The organism is Marinobacterium nitratireducens, assembly GCF_014645375.1.
In the GTDB taxonomy this organism is placed as follows: Bacteria; Pseudomonadota; Gammaproteobacteria; order Pseudomonadales; family Balneatricaceae; genus Marinobacterium_A; species Marinobacterium_A nitratireducens.
Window position 1 is genome coordinate 69,728 of the sequence record NZ_BMLT01000006.1, and the last position, 16,812, is coordinate 86,539.

Consider the following 16,812-nt stretch of genomic DNA (forward strand, 5'->3'; position numbering starts at 1 on the left):
TGTCAGTCCTTGGTTTCGGGACGGGGAATCGAGACGATGCGGCGATCCAGCTGCAGCACCGAGGTGTCCCGGTCGGTATAGTCGTACAGGCCCAGCAGGTAGCGTATGGCATTGAGCCGGGCTCGCTTCTTGTCGTCGGAGCGGATGCACACCCAGGGTGATTCCGGCGTGCTGGTATAACGGAACATGTCGTCCCGGGCGCGGCTGTAGTCGTTCCAGCGCCGCTGCGCTTCGACATCGATGGGGCTCAGTTTCCACTGCTTCAGCGGGTCTGTCTCGCGCTGGTGGAAGCGCCGGCGCTGCTCCTTCTTGCTGACCATGAACCAGAGCTTTACCAGGTGCAGTCCCGAGTCCATCATCATGCGTTCGAGCTGCGGCGCCGTGTGCAGAAACTCCTTTACCTCGGCCCGGGTGCAGAATCCCATGACGCGCTCGACGCCGGCTCTGTTGTACCAGGAGCGGTCGAACAGGACGATTTCGCCGGCGTTGGGCAGTTGCTTGATATAGCGCTGGAAGTACCACTGGCCAAGCTCCTGTTCCGTGGGCTTGCCGAGTGCCACCACGCGATAGTTGCGCGGATTGAGGTTTTCGATCACACGTTTGATGGTGCCGCCCTTGCCGGCGGCATCGCGCCCCTCGAACAGCACGCACAGCGGGATCCTGTACTCCTGCACCCAGCGCTGGAACTTCTGCAGTTCGATCTGCAGCGGGTACATTTCCCGCTTGTACCGGGCCTTGGTCATGCGATTGGGGCGCTCACGGCGTTCCAGCTGTCCCGCCGCCAGCTCGCTGTCAGCTTCTTCGTGGAGGTGCAGCGTTGCCAGGTCCAGCAGTTCGGTGCTGATAAGGCGCTTGTCACTGTCAGCCATGGTTGCTGTCTCTCCTGTGCTGCGTAGCTTCGAGTTTGCGGACCTGTTCCAGCATAGCCCTGTGCGTCGGTACGGCGATGCCGAGGCGTTCGGCTTCACGGCAAAGGTAGCCGGTGATCTGTTCGATCTCGGTGGTGCGCCGGTGACGGATGTCCTGCAGCATCGACGAAAAATTGTCGCCGGTGGCCGCAGCGACGTTCTGTGCCTGCTCGGCGAGAGGCCTGTCGAACAGTTGAGTGCCACGGGCCCTGGCGACAAGCTCGAACTCGTCGCACAGCCTGATCAGTTCCTCGCGGTAGCGGGCGATGCGTACCAGGTCGCCATTGCGGCAGGCGTGTATCGCGGTCAGAGGGTTGATGGCGCAGTTGACCGCGAGCTTGCGCCAGAGCGTGGTCTCGATATCGGGATCGGAGCAGACCTCCAGGCTGAAATCATCGGGCAGTTCCGCTACGAGATCTGAAGAGTCCGCGTCGCTGGCGCCGATGCGCGTCTGGCCGCGTCCGGCGTGCACCACTTCGAAGGGCGCGCGCAGCCAGGCACCGTCGGTGGTGGAGCCGATCGCGAGCCGCCAGGGGCCGACAAGTTCGCCGGCCAGCTGCTGGTTACCAAGGCCGTTCTGCAAAACCAGCACCCGGGCGTTTGGCGTCAGTCTCGGCAGTACGGCGCGCAGCGCCGCCTCGGTATCGAAGGCCTTGGTACACAGGAGCAGGCGCTCGATGGGTCCGCAGTCGCCGGCCAGGGTTGCCTTCACCCGGTGAAGACTTTCGTTGCCTTCCCGTGTCAGGCGGATGCCGCCGGCCCGCCGGAACTGTTGCAGCCGGGTGGCGTCACGCAACACCAGGGTTACGCCGAACCCCGCCTGTTGCAGGCTGGCTCCCCAGAGGCAGCCAATAGCGCCGGCCCCGACAATGGTCCACTCCATGAAATCTCCAGATGCAGTCGAATGGGCTCATAATAGCGGTCCGCGCCGGGCGGGGGAACGCTCTGGGCGCGCGCGCGCAGGGTCCTGCGGGTGTGAGGCTGGTAACTGACGCCGGCAGTTGCTGCAACGAAGGCAACACTGTCCTAGAATGCCTGCTTTTGCGCGGCAAGAGGAGAGAGCAGATGGCTTCATTCGATATCGTGTCCGAGCTGGATGCGCACGAGGTAACCAACGCGGTGGATCAGGCCAACCGCGAAATTCAGAATCGCTACGACTTCAAGGGTGTGGACGCCCGCTTCGAGCACAGCGACGACCAGGTGGTGCTCTGGGCCGAGGTGGACTTCCAGCTGCAGCAGATGCTGGAGGTGTTGCGCAGCAAGCTGACCAGCCGCAAGATCGATATCCGTTGCCTGGAGGTCAAGGATCCCGAGACTGCCAACATGAAGGCGCGTCAGGTGGTGGTGCTGAAGCAGGGCGTAGACCAGGCGCTGGCGAAGAAGATCACCAAGCTGATCAAGGATTCCAAAATCAAGGTACAGAGCCAGGTCCAGGGCGACCAGGTGCGCGTGAATGGCAAGAAGCGTGACGATCTGCAGCAGGTGATTGCGCTGTTGCGCGGCGCCGAACTGGAACTGCCGCTGCAGTTCAACAATTTCCGGGATTGAGTGGCAGCGGCAAACGACAGCCCACAGGCCGGCGCAGCTCGCTTCGCTCGGTGCGCCCTACGTGCTGCGGATGTCAGGGGTTACGACGGCTGTTTGGCGGGCTCGTGCCGATCGCCGGCGTCGCGGTCATCGGAGCCGATGGTGGTGGCTGTAACCGGCGTATAACGCGCCGCCAGCCACACCAGCACCAGCACCGGCATGCCGAGCAGCGCGGTGCCGGCGAAGAACAGCGGGTAGCCGATCAGGTCGACGGCATCGCCCGAGAAGCCGGCGAGGAACTTCGGCAGCAGCAGCATCACTGAGCTGAACAGTGCGTACTGGGTCGCCGTGTAGCTGACGCTGGTGAGGCTCGACAGATAAGCGATAAAGGCCGCGGTGGCGATGCCGGCGCTGAAGTTGTCGAGCGATACCGTCACGATCAAAAAGGGCACGCTGTGTCCGGTCAGCGCCAGCGCCGAGAACAGCAGGTTGGTCCCCGCCGCGAGCACGGCGCCGGTGAACAGCATCCGCATGACGCCGAAACGATACACCAGCAGGCCGCCGCACAGCGAACCCAGGATGGTCATCAGGGTGCCGAACAGTTTGGTGATCTCGGCGACCTCGACCTTGGTGAAGCCCATGTCGACATAGAACACGTTGGCGATGATACCCATCACCACATCGGCGATGCGGTAGCTGCCGACCAGCGCCAGAATCAGCAATGCCGGGCGGCCGTAGCGGCGCACGAAGTCGGCGAACGGGCACCAGATGGCGATATAGAGCCAGCCCAGGGTCTTCGCCAGGACGTGCGGCAGGTGCTGGCGCTGTTCCATGAAGGCTTCGATCTGCGCCCGTTCCTGTTGCGCGGCGCTACCGTTGGGCGCCGGCTCCGCTACCAGCAGGGTGGTGATGATCCCCACCAGCATCAGCGCCGCCATTACCAGATAGGCGATCTCCCAGGATTCGCGATGGTAGGCGTCGCCGGTCGGGTCGTACCAGGCCGCGATCAGCAGTGCCCCGGTCGTCGCCACGATCATCGCCAGCCGATAGCCAAGCATGTAGGTTGCTGCCATCGCCGCCTGCAGCCGCGGCCCCGCCGACTCGATGCGGTAGGCGTCGATGCTGATGTCCTGGGTGGCGGAACTGAAGGCCACCATCAGAGCGAAGAACGCCATCAGTTCAAGGTTCTGCGTCGGGTCCGAGCCGGACATGCCGACCAGACTGGCAAGGATCGCCAGTTGCGCGGTGAGCATCCAGCTGCGCCGGCGGCCGAGCCAGCGCGACAGCAGCGGAATCGGCGTCCGGTCGATAATCGGCGACCAGACCCATTTGAAGGCGTAGGTCAGCGCGACCCAGGAAAAGTAGGTAATGGTGCCGCGGTCGATTCCGGCCTCGCGCAGCCAGTACGACAGGGTGGAGAACACCAGCATCAGCGGCAGTCCGGCGGAAAAACCGAGAAACAGCAGCGTCACGGCACGCGGATGCAGGTAGATGCGGGCGCTGTTCAGCCACTGTTTCAGATCCTTGCCATCCCGCTCGGGTACTGCTTGCATGTTGGGTCCGGTTTTCTCGAATTAGGCCCCTGCCATTGTCTCGGTCGCGCCGGCGAATGTAAATGCAAGGCAGGTTTTGAGTTTACAGAGGGCGGTCCTGGATTCAGGCTAATCTGCGAAGAATCCAAAAAAAGACCCGCAACTCGTGCGGGTCCCAGGGTCAGGCGGTACTGCTGCCAAAACTTTGTACTGTCTACTGTGCTCTGTGAACTAGATCCTCAAGGCGCCATCGATTTCGAAGCAGCGACCGCTGATGTAGTCGTTTTCGAGAATGAAGGTTACGGTGCGGGCGATCTCCTCGGGCTTGCCGAGGCGGCGCAGCGGGATCTGCGAGGACAGCTTCTCCAGGGCTTCGGGTTTCATCGCCATGACCATGTCGGTGGCGATGAAGCCGGGCGCGATGGACGCGGCGCGTATCCCATAGCGCGCCAGTTCCTTGGCCCAGGTGACGGCCATCGCCTCGGCGCCGGCCTTGCTGGCGGTGTAGTTGGTCTGACCCATGTTGCCCGAGCGGGAAATCGACGAGATATTGATGATGCAGCCGTGGTTGCCGAGCTCGATCATCTTGGCGGCGGCTTCACGGGCGCAGAGGAAAGTACCGGTCAGGTTAACCGCGATGACCTGGTTCCACTTGTCCAGGGACATTTTGCTGACGACTTCGCCGTCCTTGGCCTTGACCAGCATGGCATCGCGCGTGATGCCGGCATTGTTGACAAGGCCGTGGATGGCGCCCAGTTTGGTTGCGATTTCCTCGAACAGTCCTTCTACGGCGGATTCGTTGGTGACATTGCAGACGAAGCAGTGGGCATCGGCTCCTTTCTCCATGCAGAGCCTGGCGGTGATTTCGAGATCGGCGCCGTGCATATCGACCAGGGCGATACGCGCGCCCTTGTCGGCCAGTTCCAGAGCCATGGAGCGGCCCAGGCCACGTCCGCCGCCGGTGATGACGATTACCTTATCTTTCAGTTCCATCGCGGGTACCTTGTTTCCTGAATGAAAGCGCAGTGCTGAGTCCGGGACGGGTTCCTGGCGGGCTGCTTTGCGTCCGGGTGTGCAGCCGGGGCGCCGCGGGAAGGCGATGCGTCTTGGCTGCCTCGGCGACCCTTGCCAGCTCCCAAGTAGGGGAGCCTGAACGGATACCCCGGAGCCAGTTCTAGTTATTGTTGGTTTGCGGCATTCACATGCTGCAATGCAAAACGTTATCCCGCAGATGCACAAATGTCTACTACCGACACGGGAGTGTCACGAAAACATAACAGTCAGCTGTTATACCTGAGCTGCATTCCGATATTTCCGAATATCTTAAGTTTTTGAATAAAAAGAAGTTTGTTTGCGGTAACGGGGTGGGGAATTTTTTCTACGACTTTCGTCTAAAGGTCTTAAGAATGAGCCCGGCAAGGGACGTTCAAGGGCAAAACGGTGCACAAGGTTGCGGTCTGGCGGTGCATCTGGTGTCATGGGGCAAACTCTTCCGGACCTTGCGACATGCCGTTTCTTTTTCTTCTTTTTATCATCATTCCGATTGTCGAAATCACCGTGCTGATCAATGTCGGACAGTTGATCGGTACCTGGTATACCGTCGGTCTGGTGCTGTTGTCCGCTTTTATCGGCGTCAACATGCTGCGTTACCAGGGGCTGTCGACGCTGGCGCGGGCGCAGCAGCGGGCCAATGCCGGTGAAATACCGGCGCGGGAGATGGTCGAGGGAATCGTGCTGGCCGTCGGTGGCGCATTGCTGATCACGCCGGGATTCGTCACCGACTTCATCGGTTTCTGCTGCCTGATTCCGGTCACACGGCGCCTCGCCGCCAATGCCCTTATCAAGCGCTTCACGGTGGTGGCGATGAGTCGTCAGCAGATGTCCGGTTTTGCCGACCCGGATTTCCAGCCCGGCCCGCACGGCCCCTATGGCCATCAGGATCCCCATGGCTCTCGCCACCACGAGCAGCCCACCCGTTCACGCGAAGGCGATGTCATCGATGGCGAATACCGTCGCGAGGACGATTGAAAAAAATTTAAAAATTTTTCGCTGGCGCTGTTGAAATGCCCCGGGCCGCCCCCATCTTCCTTTTCAACCAGAATTTGGGGCGCCGATAGGCCGGTGTCCTTTCTCTGCAAAACAAGGCTTTGGATCTTAACGAGATCAGGAGAACAAACAGATGAAAATTCGTCCGCTTCACGATCGGGTTGTCGTTCGTCGCAGTGAAGAAGAAACCACCACTTCCGGCGGTATCGTGCTGCCGGGTTCCGCAGCAGAAAAGCCGAATCGCGGCACCATCGTTGCGGTAGGTGAAGGGCGTACTCTCAACAACGGCGACGTCAAGCCGCTGTCCGTCAAGGTGGGTGATGTCGTTCTGTTTGGCCAGTACTCCGGTAGCAACACCGTCAAGCTCGACGGCGAGGAGCTGCTGATCATGAACGAAAGCGAAATCTTCGGCGTGCTGGAAGACTGATAAGTCCTGCGCCAACCCCTGAATTTCGATTCCAAACGATTTGTATAGGATTAACTGACAATGGCTGCTAAAGACGTACGTTTCGGTGATGACGCTCGTAACCGCATGCTCAAGGGCGTGAACATCCTGGCTGACGCCGTGAAAACCACCCTGGGCCCGAAGGGTCGCAACGTCGTGCTGGACAAGTCCTTCGGTGCACCGCTGGTCACCAAGGACGGTGTTTCCGTCGCCAAGGAAATCGAGCTGCAGGACAAGTTCGAGAACATGGGTGCACAGATGGTCAAGGAAGTCGCTTCCCAGGCCAACGACGTTGCCGGTGACGGTACCACCACCGCGACTGTTCTGGCTCAGGCGATCGTCAACGAAGGTCTGAAGTCCGTTGCCGCCGGCATGAACCCGATGGACCTCAAGCGCGGCATCGACAAGGCCGCTGCTGCGGTCGTCGAAGAACTGCGCAAGATGGCTGTTCCCTGTGAAGATTCCAAGGCTATCTCCCAGGTAGGCTCCATCTCCGCCAACTCCGACGAAGTCGTCGGCGACATCATCGCCAAGGCGATGGAGCGTGTTGGCAAGGAAGGCGTCATCACCGTTGAGGAAGGCACCGGCCTCGAGAACGAGCTGGAAGTCGTTGAAGGCATGCAGTTCGACCGCGGCTACCTGTCTCCTTACTTCATCAACAACCAGGAGAACATGTCCGTCGAGCTGGAACAGCCGTACATCCTGCTGTTCGACAAGAAAATCTCCAACATCCGCGATCTGCTGCCGACCCTGGAGCAGGTAGCCAAGTCTTCCCGTCCGCTGCTGATCATCGCCGAAGACGTCGAAGGCGAAGCCCTGGCGACCCTGGTCGTCAACAACATGCGCGGTATCGTCAAGGTCGCTGCCGTCAAGGCGCCGGGCTTCGGTGATCGTCGCAAGGCCATGCTGGAAGATATCGCTGTCCTGACCGGCGGCCAGGTCATCTCCGAAGAAGTCGGCCTGAGCCTGGAAACCGCTACCCTGGAACAGCTGGGTCAGGCCAAGAAGGTCAACATCACCAAGGAAAACACCATCATCGTCGACGGCGTTGGTGAAGTGGCTACCATTGAAGCCCGAGTTTCCCAGATCCGCGCCCAGATCGAAGAGACTTCTTCCGACTACGACCGCGAAAAACTGCAGGAGCGCGTTGCCAAGCTGGCCGGCGGTGTTGCAGTAATCAAGGTCGGTGCTGCTACCGAAGTCGAGATGAAAGAGAAAAAGGCCCGCGTTGAAGACGCCCTGCACGCGACCCGTGCGGCTGTCGAAGAAGGCGTGGTACCGGGCGGCGGTGTTGCTCTGATCCGTGCGCTGTCCAACGTCCAGCAACTGGAAGGCATCAACCACGACCAGACCGTCGGTATCGAGCTGGCCTTCCGTGCCATGGAAGCACCGCTGCGTCAGATCGTCGAGAACGCCGGTGACGAAGGTTCCGTCGTCGTCTCCAAGGTTCGCGAAGGCGAAGGCGCCTACGGCTACAACGCCGCAACCGGCGAATACGGCAACATGCTGGAAATGGGTATCCTGGACCCGGCCAAGGTCACCCGCTCTGCACTGCAGGCGGCTGCTTCCGTTGCCGGTCTGATGATCACCACCGAAGCCATGGTTGCCGAGCACCCGGAAGACAAGGGCCCGGCTATGCCTGACATGGGCGGCATGGGCGGTATGGGTGGCATGGGCGGCATGATGTAAGCCCGGCCAACCCCAAAACCCTTGAAAACCCCGGCCTTCGCGCCGGGGTTTTTTTTGTGTAGGGACATACTTATCCTGCGGGCACAGGATGTGCAGGAGCGGGGTGTTATTTGGGGTGACGGGTTACGTGTCAAAGAAGGGTGGGTCTAGCCGCCGTTCTGTTGTTCTTCCCGGCCGGCTCCCGGGGAGGGGCGGCGTAACCCATCATAGGCGCCGCAGGTGCCTTCGTGTCGGTCGGCGCGGGCTTGGTCGAGCTGCCTGATATTCCGCATATTTCCAGCAGGCAACGCAGTAGCCGAAGCATTTGATGGGTTACGCCGCCGTCAGGGTTTGGCTGAATGTTGCGGTTTTGTGCTCATGGCGGCTAGACCCATGCTACCGCAAGCCGCAAGCCGCATACACCATTCGCATACGTATCGCGTATAGGCCTACTCGGTATTTCGATTGGTCGCCTGCAGTCGATCGTCTAGTCTTGCTAGGGTCACTAAAAACAACTGCAGGACTAAAGATGAAGAAAACTCTCTCTGTTCTCGCCGGCGCCATGCTCAGCATCGGCGTAATGAGTGCTCAGGCTGCGACCCTCAAAATGGCCTACGATGCCGATCCGGTTTCGCTGGATCCGCACGAGCAGCTGTCCGGCGGTACCCTGCAGCTGTCACACATGACCTTCGACCCGCTGGTGCGCTGGACCAAGGATCTGACCTTCGAACCGCGTCTGGCCGAGAGCTGGGAGCGTGTCGACGACCTGACCATGCGCTTTCATCTGCGCAAGGGCGTGAAGTTCCACAGCGGCAACGAGATGACCGCCAAGGACGTCGCCTTCACTTTCGAGCGTCTGCGCAACTCCGCCGACTTCAAGAGCATCTTCGCGCCGTTCAAGGAACTCAAGGTCGTCGATGACTACACCATCGACCTGGTCACCAACGAGCCCTTCCCGCTGGTACTGAACAACGCCACCTATCTGTTCCCGATGGACAGCGCCTTCTACAGCGGTACCGACGAGAACGGCAATCCCAAGGATATGCTGGTCAAGCACGGCAACTCCTTCGCCTCTTCTCATCTGTCCGGCACCGGTCCTTACACCGTCGCCAGCCGCGAGCAGGGTGTGCGGGTCGAGTTCAGCCGCAATCCCCAGTACTGGGATGAGCAGTCTCCGGGCAACGTCGACACCATCGTGCTGACCCCGATCAAGGAATCGCCGACCCGTGTCGCCGCGCTGTTGTCCGGTGACGTCGACTTCATCGCGCCGGTGCCGCCGACCGACCTCGACCGTATCGAGAAGAATGAAGATACCAACCTGGTGACCATGGGCGGCACCCGCATCATTACCTTCCAGCTCAACCAGAATCGTGTCGAAGCCTTCAAGGACGCGCGCGTGCGCCAGGCGGTGAACTACGCCATCAACCAGAAGGGCATCGTCGACAAGATCATGAAAGGCTTCGCCACCACCGCGGCGCAGCTGAGTCCGGAAGGCTATCTCGGCCACAACCCGAACCTTGAGCCGCGCTACGACCTCGAGAAAGCCAAGCAGCTGATGAAGGATGCCGGTTACGAAGACGGTTTCAGCGTCACCATGATGGCGCCGAACAATCGCTACGTGAACGATGCCAAGATCGCTCAGGCGGTGGCCTCGATGCTGGCGCGCATCAACATCAAGGTGGATCTCAAAACCGTGCCCAAGGCGCAGTACTGGCCGGCTTTCGATGCCCGCGAGGCGGACATCATGATGATCGGCTGGCACGCCGATACCGAGGACTCGAACAACTTCTACGAGTTCCTGACCATGTGCCCGAACGCCGATACCGGTGCCGGCCAGTACAACAGCGGCAACTACTGCAACCCGGAGATCGACAAGCTGGTGGTGCAGGCCAACAGCGAGACCGATCCGGCCAAGCGCGCAGAACTGATGCAGCAGATCGAACAGATGCTGTACGACGATGCCGCCTTCGTACCGCTGCACTGGCAGAACCTGGCCTGGGCCGCCGCCAAGAAAGTCGATATCGAGCCGGTGCTCAATGTCATGAACTTCCCGTACCTGGGTGACCTGGTCATCGAGGAATAAGTGAACCGGGGCCGGCGGCCCCGCCGGCCCCGCTTGTCTCCTTCGAGTTTTCCTGACGGCCCGCGCCGGGCCGTCCTTTTGCTTCAAATCAGAGCCAGATCCACGGACCCGGGCAAGGCTCGAGGCAGAACCCGCATATTTCATGAAGGCGGACCGAATTTATGAAAATCGATATATTTCAATAGCTTAGTATTCTGGTGACGAAAGTCGGAGATTCAACTTCGTCCTTTTTGGGTTAAGACCCAAGCTGGCGTTGAATCTTGCGCGATCGGCCTTGAGCCGTAGCAAGCTACGGCCCTTCAACCGGTCGCACAACCTTCTTAGCCAGCTTGAGCCTTAATTCCAAAACCCTCATAAATTATCCGGGTTAAGTTATGATTGCTTTTCTGATCAAACGTGTCGTCCAGGCGATAGTGGTGATGTTCATCATCAGCCTGGTGAGCTTCTCGATACAGGACAACCTCGGCGATCCGCTGCGCGAGCTGGTGGGACAGTCGGTATCGGAAGCGGAGCGCCAGGCGCTGCGCGATGAAATGGGGCTCAACGACCCCTTCCTGGTGCAGTACGCCCGTTTCGCCAAAAACGCCCTGCAGGGCGACCTCGGCACCTCCTACTTCTTCAAGGAGCCGGCGCTGGAGGTCATCCTCAACAAGCTTCCGGCGACCCTTGAGCTGGTGTTCGGCGCCACCCTGATCATCGTCCTGCTGTCGGTGCCGCTGGGTGTCTATTCGGCGATCAAGCCCAACAGCCTGTTTTCCCGCGCGGTCATGGGTTTCAGCATCATCGGCATTTCGGTACCGGTGTTCCTGACCGCCATCGGCCTGATCTACTTCTTCTCCATCGAAATGGGCTGGATGCCGTCCTTCGGCCGCGGCGAAACCGTTACGGTGCTGGGTTTCTGGGACAGCGGTTTCTTCACCGCCGACGGCCTGGCGCACCTGGTGCTGCCGTGCGTGTCGCTGGCGTCGATCATGCTGCCGCTGTTCATCCGCCTGATCCGTGCCGAAATGATGGAGGTGCTGCAGTCCGAATACGTCAAGTTCGCCTGGGCCAAGGGCCTGGCGCCGCGCCGGATCTACTTCCTGCACGCGCTCAAGAACACCATGCTGCCGGTCATCACCGTCGGCGGCGTGCAAATCGGCACCATGGTGGCCTACACCATCCTCACCGAAACCGTGTTCCAGTGGCCGGGGATGGGCTTCCTTTTCCTCGAAGCCGTCAATCGCGTCGACACACCGCTGATCGTCGCTTACCTGATCGTGGTCGGCGCCATCTTCGTGGTCACCAACACCCTGGTGGACCTGATCTACGGCCTGGTCAACCCGACAGTGAAACTGGCAGGTAAAAAATGAACGCGCCATTTTCGTCGTCACGCACCCTATACGGCCTGGTGGACCTGATCTACGGCCTGGTCAACCCGACAGTCAAGCTGGCAGGTAAGAAATCATGAGCGAACAACTGCAGACAATGGATGCGCCGCCGTCGGCCTGGCAGCGCTTTCGCGACAGCCACCTGTGGCACAGTTTCACCCGCGATCGCGTGGCACAGCTGAGTCTGGCGATATTCGTCACCTATGCCGTGCTGGCGCTGCTGGCACCGCTGATCGCGCCCTACGACCCCTACGACCCGGCGCAGATCGACATTCTCAACGCCGAGATGCCGCCAAGCTGGGAAGAGGGAGCGGACCCGGCCTTCTGGCTCGGCACCGACGCCCAGGGGCGCGACCTCTGGTCCACTATCCTCTACGGCACCCGGGTGTCACTGACCATCGGCCTGTGCGCCGTGGCGCTGCAGGCGCTGCTCGGTATCATCATCGGTCTGTTCGCCGGCTACAGCGGCGGTCGCATCGACAGCCTGCTGATGCGCTGCGCCGACGTGCAGCTGTCGTTCTCCACCATGATGGTGGCGATCGTGGTGCTGGCGGTCTTCCAGGCCACCTTCGGCACCGAGCTGTACCAGAATCTGGCGATGCTGATGCTGATTCTGGTGATCGGCATAGCCGAATGGCCGCAGTACGCCCGTACCATCCGTGCCTCGGTGCTGGCCGAGAAAAAGAAGGAATACGTCGACGCCGCCCGTGTCATCGGCCTGCGCTCGCCGCGCATCATGTTCCGCCACATCCTGCCGAATACGCTGTCGCCGATTCTGGTGATCTCGACGGTGCAGGTGGCCAACGCCATCATCGCCGAGGCCTCGCTGTCGTTCCTCGGTCTTGGCATGCCGGTATCCCAGCCTTCACTCGGCTCGCTGATCTCCAGTGGCTTCGAGTACATCTTCTCCGGCTCCTGGTGGATTACCGTGATTCCGGGTGTCGTGCTGGTCGGGCTGGTGCTGGTGATGAACCTGCTCGGCGACTGGCTGCGCGATGTTCTCAACCCGAAACTCTACAAGGGGTGATCAAGATGGCACTTCTGGAAGTCAGAAACCTCGAAGTCCGTTTCGGGCTGCGCAGCGGCGAGGTCAAGGCGCTGCGGGACATCAACTTCAGCCTCGAGCGGGGGGAGCGCCTGGGCGTGGTGGGCGAGTCCGGCGCCGGCAAGTCGGTGCTCGGCTTTTCGATCCTCAACCTGCTGTCCAAGCCCGGTTTTATCGCCGGCGGCGAGATCCTGTTCGAGGGCAAGAATCTGGCGAACTTGTCGCCTAGGGAACTGCGCGGCATCCGCGGCAACCGCATCTCGATGATCTTCCAGGATCCGATGATGACGCTGAACCCGGTGCTCACCATAGGTCAGCAGATGGTCGAGTGCCTGCTGGCGCACCGCAAGATCTCGCGCAAGGATGCCAAACGCATCGCGCTGCAGAAGCTCAAGCAGGTGTACATTCCGTCGCCGGAAAAGCGCTTCGATCAGTACCCGCACGAACTTTCTGGCGGTATGCGCCAGCGTATCGTCATCGCCATTGGCCTGCTGATGGATCCGGACATCATCATCGCCGACGAGCCCACCACGGCGCTCGACGTCACTATCCAGGCGGAGATCATGGACCTGATGCTGGAGCTGTGCGAGCGCAACAACGTGGCGCTGATGCTGATTACCCACGATCTTGGCGTGGTCTCCCAGGTCACGCGCCAGGCGATGGTGATGTACGCCGGCCGTATCATCGAGCACGGCCCGACCCGCGAAATCATCAACGATGCCCAGCATCCCTATACCCAGGGGCTGATGAACGCGTTGCCGCAGATGGCGATTCCGGGCCAGCGCCTGAACCAGATTCGCGGTTCCATGCCGCCGCTGCAGAACATCCCCACCGGCTGCGCCTTCAACCCGCGCTGCGACTACGCCATGGATATCTGCCGCAGCACGCTGCCGGAGTACGTCCGCTCCGGCGGCTGCCGCGTCGCCTGTCATATGGTGGCCCAGCAACTGGCCGAAAACGCAGCGCCGCAAACCCTGGAGGTGAAGTAAGATGAACGCCCAAGTCGACTCCCTGGTGCAGATCAAGGATCTGTACAAGCGCTTCTCGATCTCCGGCGACTTCCTCGATCAGCTGAAATTTCGTGGCGGCAAGCTGGTGCGCGAGCAGGAACACGTGCATGCGATCAACGGCGTCAGCCTCGACGTGCAGCGCGGCGAGGCGCTGTGCGTGGTGGGCGAGTCGGGCTGCGGCAAGTCGACCGTGGCGCGCACCGTGATGGGGCTGCTCAGTCCGTCGTCAGGCAGTATCAGCTATGAAGGTCAGCGCATCGACAATCTCAGCGATCGCCAGGTGCTGCCGTACCGGCGCAAGATGCAGATGATTTTCCAGAACCCCTACGCGTCGCTGAACCCGCGCATGACCATCGCCCAGACGCTGGAAGAGCCGGTGCGCTTCCACAACGCCGGGTCATCGAACACCGAGATCCGCGACAAGGTGCACGAGGTGATGCACTCGGTCGGCATCGACCCGACCTGGGCCAAGCGCTTCCCGCACGAGTTTTCCGGCGGTCAGCGCCAGCGCATCAGTATTGCCCGGGCACTGGCGGTGGATCCGGAGTTCATCGTCGCCGACGAGCCAATTTCGGCGCTCGACGTCTCGATCCAGGCCCAGGTGCTGAACCTGATGATGGACGCCCAGGAGAGCCGCAACCTGACCTACCTGTTCATCACCCACGATCTGTCGGTGGTCGAGCACTTCGGCACCCGCGTCGCTGTGATGTACCTGGGCTCGCTGTGCGAGCTGGCGCCAACCAAAACGCTGTTCGCGACACCGCGCCACCCCTACACCCAGGCGCTGCTGTCGGCGATTCCGCGTCTGGAGGACAATCGCTCGGGGCACATCCGGCTGGAGGGCGAGGTGCCGACACCGGTGAACCTGCCGTCGGGCTGCGTGTTCCACGGGCGCTGCCCCCACGCCAACGAGCGCTGCAAGCGCGAGATCCCGCAGCTGATCGCGACCAGCGACGGCGGTCAGGTGGCTTGCCACGCCGTCGAGGAAGGCCGGATCTGAGATGATCACAATCGCTGAGGTGGCGGCCAGACCGCCTGCTTTCAAGCCCGGCCGAAGAGGTCTGATCTGAAATGAGCGCTTTACGTATCAACGCTGTGTTCGACAGCGGCAATATCGAGGTGCTGGATGCCAGCCGGCCGCACGACGTTCGGCTGGCTATACGCGCGGACAACGCTTCGGATTTCTACCAGTGGTTTCATTTTCGCGTCGACGGCGGGCGTGATCGGGCGCTGCGCCTGCGCCTGACCAACGCCGCCGGAGCCGCCTATCCGGACGGCTGGGACGACTACCGCGCGGTGGCGTCCTACGACCGCCGCTACTGGTTCCGGGTGCCAACCCGTTATCAGGACGGCGAGCTGCTGATCGAGCACGAGCCTGCGCAGGACAGCGTCTACTATGCTTACTTTGCGCCTTACAGCTTCGAGCGTCACCTGGATCTCGTCGCCGGCGCGTCGCGCTCCGCGAGGGTCTTCGTAGAGTCGCTCGGTGAAACCCTCGATGGACGCACGCTGGATCTGCTGCGCATCGGTGAGCCCGCACCGGGCCGCCGGACCATCTGGGTCACAGCCCGACAGCATCCCGGCGAAACCATGGCGCAGTGGTGCGCCGAGGGCCTGCTGGAGCGGCTGCTTGACCGGCATGATGCGCAGTCACAGACGTTACTGGAGGAGGCGGTCATCTATCTGGTGCCGAACATGAATCCCGACGGCGCCGTGCGCGGCCATCTGCGCACCAACGCCATCGGCGTCAACCTGAACCGGGAATGGAACGCTCCCAGCCTCGAGCGCAGTCCAGAGGTGTTCGCGGTGCGCGAACGCATGGAACAGACCGGTGTCGACCTCTACCTCGACCTCCACGGCGACGAGGCGCTGCCGTGCAACTTCATCGCCGGCCAGGAGGGGGCGCCCTGGGTCAGCGACGAGCTGCTGGAGCAGGAGCGCGCGTTTGAACGCGATCTGCAGGCGGTCAACGCCGATTTCCAGCTCGAGCGCGGCTATCCGCCGGGCAAATTCGGTGACGAAGCCATCACCATCGCCAGCAACTGGGTCGGCAAGCGCTTCGGCTGTCCGGCAATGACCCTCGAGATGCCGTTCAAGGACAACGACCTGCGGCCGGATCCGGAGCAGGGCTGGTCGCCCGAACGTTCGGCACGACTCGGTGCTTCGTTGCTCGACGCGGTCCTGGCCTGGCTGCGGCGCGGGTAAGCTGAGCCATGGAGGTCAGGTGGCTCGATGACTTTATCGCACTGGCGAAAGCGCGACACTTTTCCCGGGCCGCGGACGAGCGCAATGTCACCCAGCCCACGCTGAGCCGGCGCATCAAGCTGCTGGAAGAGGAGATGGGCGTCACCCTGATCGACCGCAACACCCTGCCGCTGTCGCTGACGCCGGCGGGCGAGGTTTTCCTTGCCGGCGCGGAACAGATGTCCCGCATCGCCCGCGAAACCAAGTCGCGCTGCAACGAAATCCGCGAACAGCAGGACAGCAGGTTGCACTTCGCCACCACCCAGACCCTTTACCTTAGCTTTTACAATGCCTGGGTGCAGCCGTTCTGTCAGGAACAGGGACTGGAGCTGGAACTGAACCTCAAATCGACCGCCTGGGTCGGTGCCGATTTCGTCAACGCCCTGACCCAGGGCGAGACCGATCTGGCGCTGTGCTACTGGCATCCGTCGATCGAGTTCATGCAGGCGCTGGATGACGAACGCTTCGAGTTCCTCACCGTTGCCGATGAGGTGCTGGTGCCGATCAGCGCCCTCGACGACAACGGCGAGCCGCTGTATCGCCTGCCCGGCAGTCCGCGCGAGCCGCTGCCCTACATCGGTTACCACGAGAGCGCCTTTGCGCGGCCGGTGATCCAGCAATTCATTCAGCAGCAGCTGGAGCCGCCGCAACTGGTGACCATGAACGAAAACGCCCACGCCGTCAGCGTCAAGGCGATGGTCAAGGAAGGCTTCGGTCTTGGCTGGGTGCCCCGGCGCCTGATCGACGACAGCCTGCGTTACGGCCAGCTCGGACTTGCCGGTGGCGATCGCTGGCAGATACCGCTGCAGGTCCGGCTGTACCGGCGTCGGCACGACCACAATGCCAATCTCGAAGCGCTCTGGGCTCTGCTGCACGAACGCTTCGATGCGGCGCCGCGCTCGGCCATCTGAGGCGGCATCAAAATCAGTCCCGT

General features: G+C 61.5%; 15 protein-coding genes. 11 read left to right on the top strand and 4 right to left on the bottom strand.

Annotation, left to right across the window (positions count from 1 at the left end):
• Positions 1–2: 2 nt before the first annotated feature.
• Together ppk2 and IEX85_RS12755 are read right to left on the bottom strand one after the other, a co-directional pair.
• Positions 3–869 (bottom strand): polyphosphate kinase 2, encoded by an 867-nt coding sequence (gene ppk2 / locus IEX85_RS12750; protein ID WP_188860993.1) that lies wholly within the window; start codon positions 867–869, stop codon positions 3–5.
• Positions 862–1,791 carry a ketopantoate reductase family protein gene (locus IEX85_RS12755; protein WP_188860994.1) on the bottom strand — a complete coding sequence of 310 codons (930 nt, stop codon included), beginning with the start codon at positions 1,789–1,791 and terminating at the stop codon, positions 862–864. Before IEX85_RS12755 ends, ppk2 begins: the two co-directional genes overlap by 8 nt.
• A gap of 182 nt (positions 1,792–1,973) precedes the next feature.
• On the opposite strand from IEX85_RS12755, the gene IEX85_RS12760 reads away from it, so the two are divergent.
• Positions 1,974–2,456: a YajQ family cyclic di-GMP-binding protein gene (locus IEX85_RS12760; RefSeq protein ID WP_188860995.1), complete on the top strand. Its 483-nt coding sequence runs from the start codon at positions 1,974–1,976 to the stop codon at positions 2,454–2,456.
• 80 nt (positions 2,457–2,536) lie between these two features.
• Here IEX85_RS12760 and IEX85_RS12765 read toward each other — a convergent pair whose 3' ends face one another.
• Together IEX85_RS12765 and IEX85_RS12770 are read right to left on the bottom strand one after the other, a co-directional pair.
• The gene (locus IEX85_RS12765) at positions 2,537–3,988 is read right to left on the bottom strand and encodes an AmpG family muropeptide MFS transporter (RefSeq protein ID WP_188860996.1); all 1,452 of its coding nucleotides are present in this window, start codon (positions 3,986–3,988) and stop codon (positions 2,537–2,539) included.
• A 210-nt stretch (positions 3,989–4,198) separates the two neighbouring features.
• Positions 4,199–4,960: an SDR family oxidoreductase gene (locus tag IEX85_RS12770; protein ID WP_188860997.1), complete on the bottom strand. Its 762-nt coding sequence runs from the start codon at positions 4,958–4,960 to the stop codon at positions 4,199–4,201.
• 513 nt (positions 4,961–5,473) lie between these two features.
• Here IEX85_RS12770 and IEX85_RS12775 point away from each other — a divergent pair.
• From IEX85_RS12775 to IEX85_RS12820, 10 genes are all read left to right on the top strand, one after another.
• Entirely contained in the window at positions 5,474–5,995 is a 522-nt protein-coding gene (locus IEX85_RS12775; RefSeq protein ID WP_188860998.1) for an FxsA family protein, read from the top strand.
• 151 nt (positions 5,996–6,146) lie between these two features.
• Positions 6,147–6,440: a co-chaperone GroES gene (locus IEX85_RS12780; RefSeq protein ID WP_188860999.1), complete on the top strand. Its 294-nt coding sequence runs from the start codon at positions 6,147–6,149 to the stop codon at positions 6,438–6,440.
• Between the two features lie 60 nt (positions 6,441–6,500).
• Positions 6,501–8,147, top strand: a complete 1,647-nt coding sequence (gene groL, locus IEX85_RS12785; RefSeq protein ID WP_188861000.1) for a chaperonin GroEL — start codon at positions 6,501–6,503, stop codon at positions 8,145–8,147.
• 508 nt (positions 8,148–8,655) lie between these two features.
• Positions 8,656–10,209, top strand: coding sequence for an ABC transporter substrate-binding protein (locus IEX85_RS12790; protein WP_188861001.1), 1,554 nt, complete (start codon positions 8,656–8,658; stop codon positions 10,207–10,209).
• Between the two features lie 374 nt (positions 10,210–10,583).
• The gene (locus tag IEX85_RS12795; RefSeq protein ID WP_188861002.1) at positions 10,584–11,561 is read left to right on the top strand and encodes an ABC transporter permease; all 978 of its coding nucleotides are present in this window, start codon (positions 10,584–10,586) and stop codon (positions 11,559–11,561) included.
• A 94-nt stretch (positions 11,562–11,655) separates the two neighbouring features.
• The gene (locus IEX85_RS12800; protein ID WP_188861003.1) at positions 11,656–12,606 is read left to right on the top strand and encodes an ABC transporter permease; all 951 of its coding nucleotides are present in this window, start codon (positions 11,656–11,658) and stop codon (positions 12,604–12,606) included.
• 5 nt (positions 12,607–12,611) lie between these two features.
• Positions 12,612–13,613, top strand: a complete 1,002-nt coding sequence (locus IEX85_RS12805) for an ABC transporter ATP-binding protein (RefSeq protein WP_188861004.1) — start codon at positions 12,612–12,614, stop codon at positions 13,611–13,613.
• Position 13,614: 1 nt separating this feature from the next.
• Positions 13,615–14,634 carry an ABC transporter ATP-binding protein gene (locus IEX85_RS12810; RefSeq protein ID WP_188861005.1) on the top strand — a complete coding sequence of 340 codons (1,020 nt, stop codon included), beginning with the start codon at positions 13,615–13,617 and terminating at the stop codon, positions 14,632–14,634.
• 71 nt (positions 14,635–14,705) lie between these two features.
• Positions 14,706–15,839 carry a M14 family metallopeptidase gene (locus tag IEX85_RS12815; protein ID WP_188861006.1) on the top strand — a complete coding sequence of 378 codons (1,134 nt, stop codon included), beginning with the start codon at positions 14,706–14,708 and terminating at the stop codon, positions 15,837–15,839.
• An 8-nt stretch (positions 15,840–15,847) separates the two neighbouring features.
• The gene (locus IEX85_RS12820) at positions 15,848–16,789 is read left to right on the top strand and encodes a LysR family transcriptional regulator (protein ID WP_188861007.1); all 942 of its coding nucleotides are present in this window, start codon (positions 15,848–15,850) and stop codon (positions 16,787–16,789) included.
• The last annotated feature ends 23 nt before the right edge of the window (positions 16,790–16,812 follow it).

What these genes read in the sequence shown, in the direction of transcription:
- ppk2 (WP_188860993.1), bottom strand. Translation starts at nt 869, where the DNA reads ATGGCTGACAGTGACAAGCGCCTTATCAGCACCGAACTGCTGGACCTG.
- IEX85_RS12755 (WP_188860994.1), bottom strand. Translation starts at nt 1,791, where the DNA reads ATGGAGTGGACCATTGTCGGGGCCGGCGCTATTGGCTGCCTCTGGGGA.
- IEX85_RS12760 (WP_188860995.1), top strand. Translation starts at nt 1,974, where the DNA reads ATGGCTTCATTCGATATCGTGTCCGAGCTGGATGCGCACGAGGTAACC.
- IEX85_RS12765 (WP_188860996.1), bottom strand. Translation starts at nt 3,988, where the DNA reads ATGCAAGCAGTACCCGAGCGGGATGGCAAGGATCTGAAACAGTGGCTG.
- IEX85_RS12770 (WP_188860997.1), bottom strand. Translation starts at nt 4,960, where the DNA reads ATGGAACTGAAAGATAAGGTAATCGTCATCACCGGCGGCGGACGTGGC.
- IEX85_RS12775 (WP_188860998.1), top strand. Translation starts at nt 5,474, where the DNA reads ATGCCGTTTCTTTTTCTTCTTTTTATCATCATTCCGATTGTCGAAATC.
- IEX85_RS12780 (WP_188860999.1), top strand. Translation starts at nt 6,147, where the DNA reads ATGAAAATTCGTCCGCTTCACGATCGGGTTGTCGTTCGTCGCAGTGAA.
- groL (WP_188861000.1), top strand. Translation starts at nt 6,501, where the DNA reads ATGGCTGCTAAAGACGTACGTTTCGGTGATGACGCTCGTAACCGCATG.
- IEX85_RS12790 (WP_188861001.1), top strand. Translation starts at nt 8,656, where the DNA reads ATGAAGAAAACTCTCTCTGTTCTCGCCGGCGCCATGCTCAGCATCGGC.
- IEX85_RS12795 (WP_188861002.1), top strand. Translation starts at nt 10,584, where the DNA reads ATGATTGCTTTTCTGATCAAACGTGTCGTCCAGGCGATAGTGGTGATG.
- IEX85_RS12800 (WP_188861003.1), top strand. Translation starts at nt 11,656, where the DNA reads ATGAGCGAACAACTGCAGACAATGGATGCGCCGCCGTCGGCCTGGCAG.
- IEX85_RS12805 (WP_188861004.1), top strand. Translation starts at nt 12,612, where the DNA reads ATGGCACTTCTGGAAGTCAGAAACCTCGAAGTCCGTTTCGGGCTGCGC.
- IEX85_RS12810 (WP_188861005.1), top strand. Translation starts at nt 13,615, where the DNA reads ATGAACGCCCAAGTCGACTCCCTGGTGCAGATCAAGGATCTGTACAAG.
- IEX85_RS12815 (WP_188861006.1), top strand. Translation starts at nt 14,706, where the DNA reads ATGAGCGCTTTACGTATCAACGCTGTGTTCGACAGCGGCAATATCGAG.
- IEX85_RS12820 (WP_188861007.1), top strand. Translation starts at nt 15,848, where the DNA reads ATGGAGGTCAGGTGGCTCGATGACTTTATCGCACTGGCGAAAGCGCGA.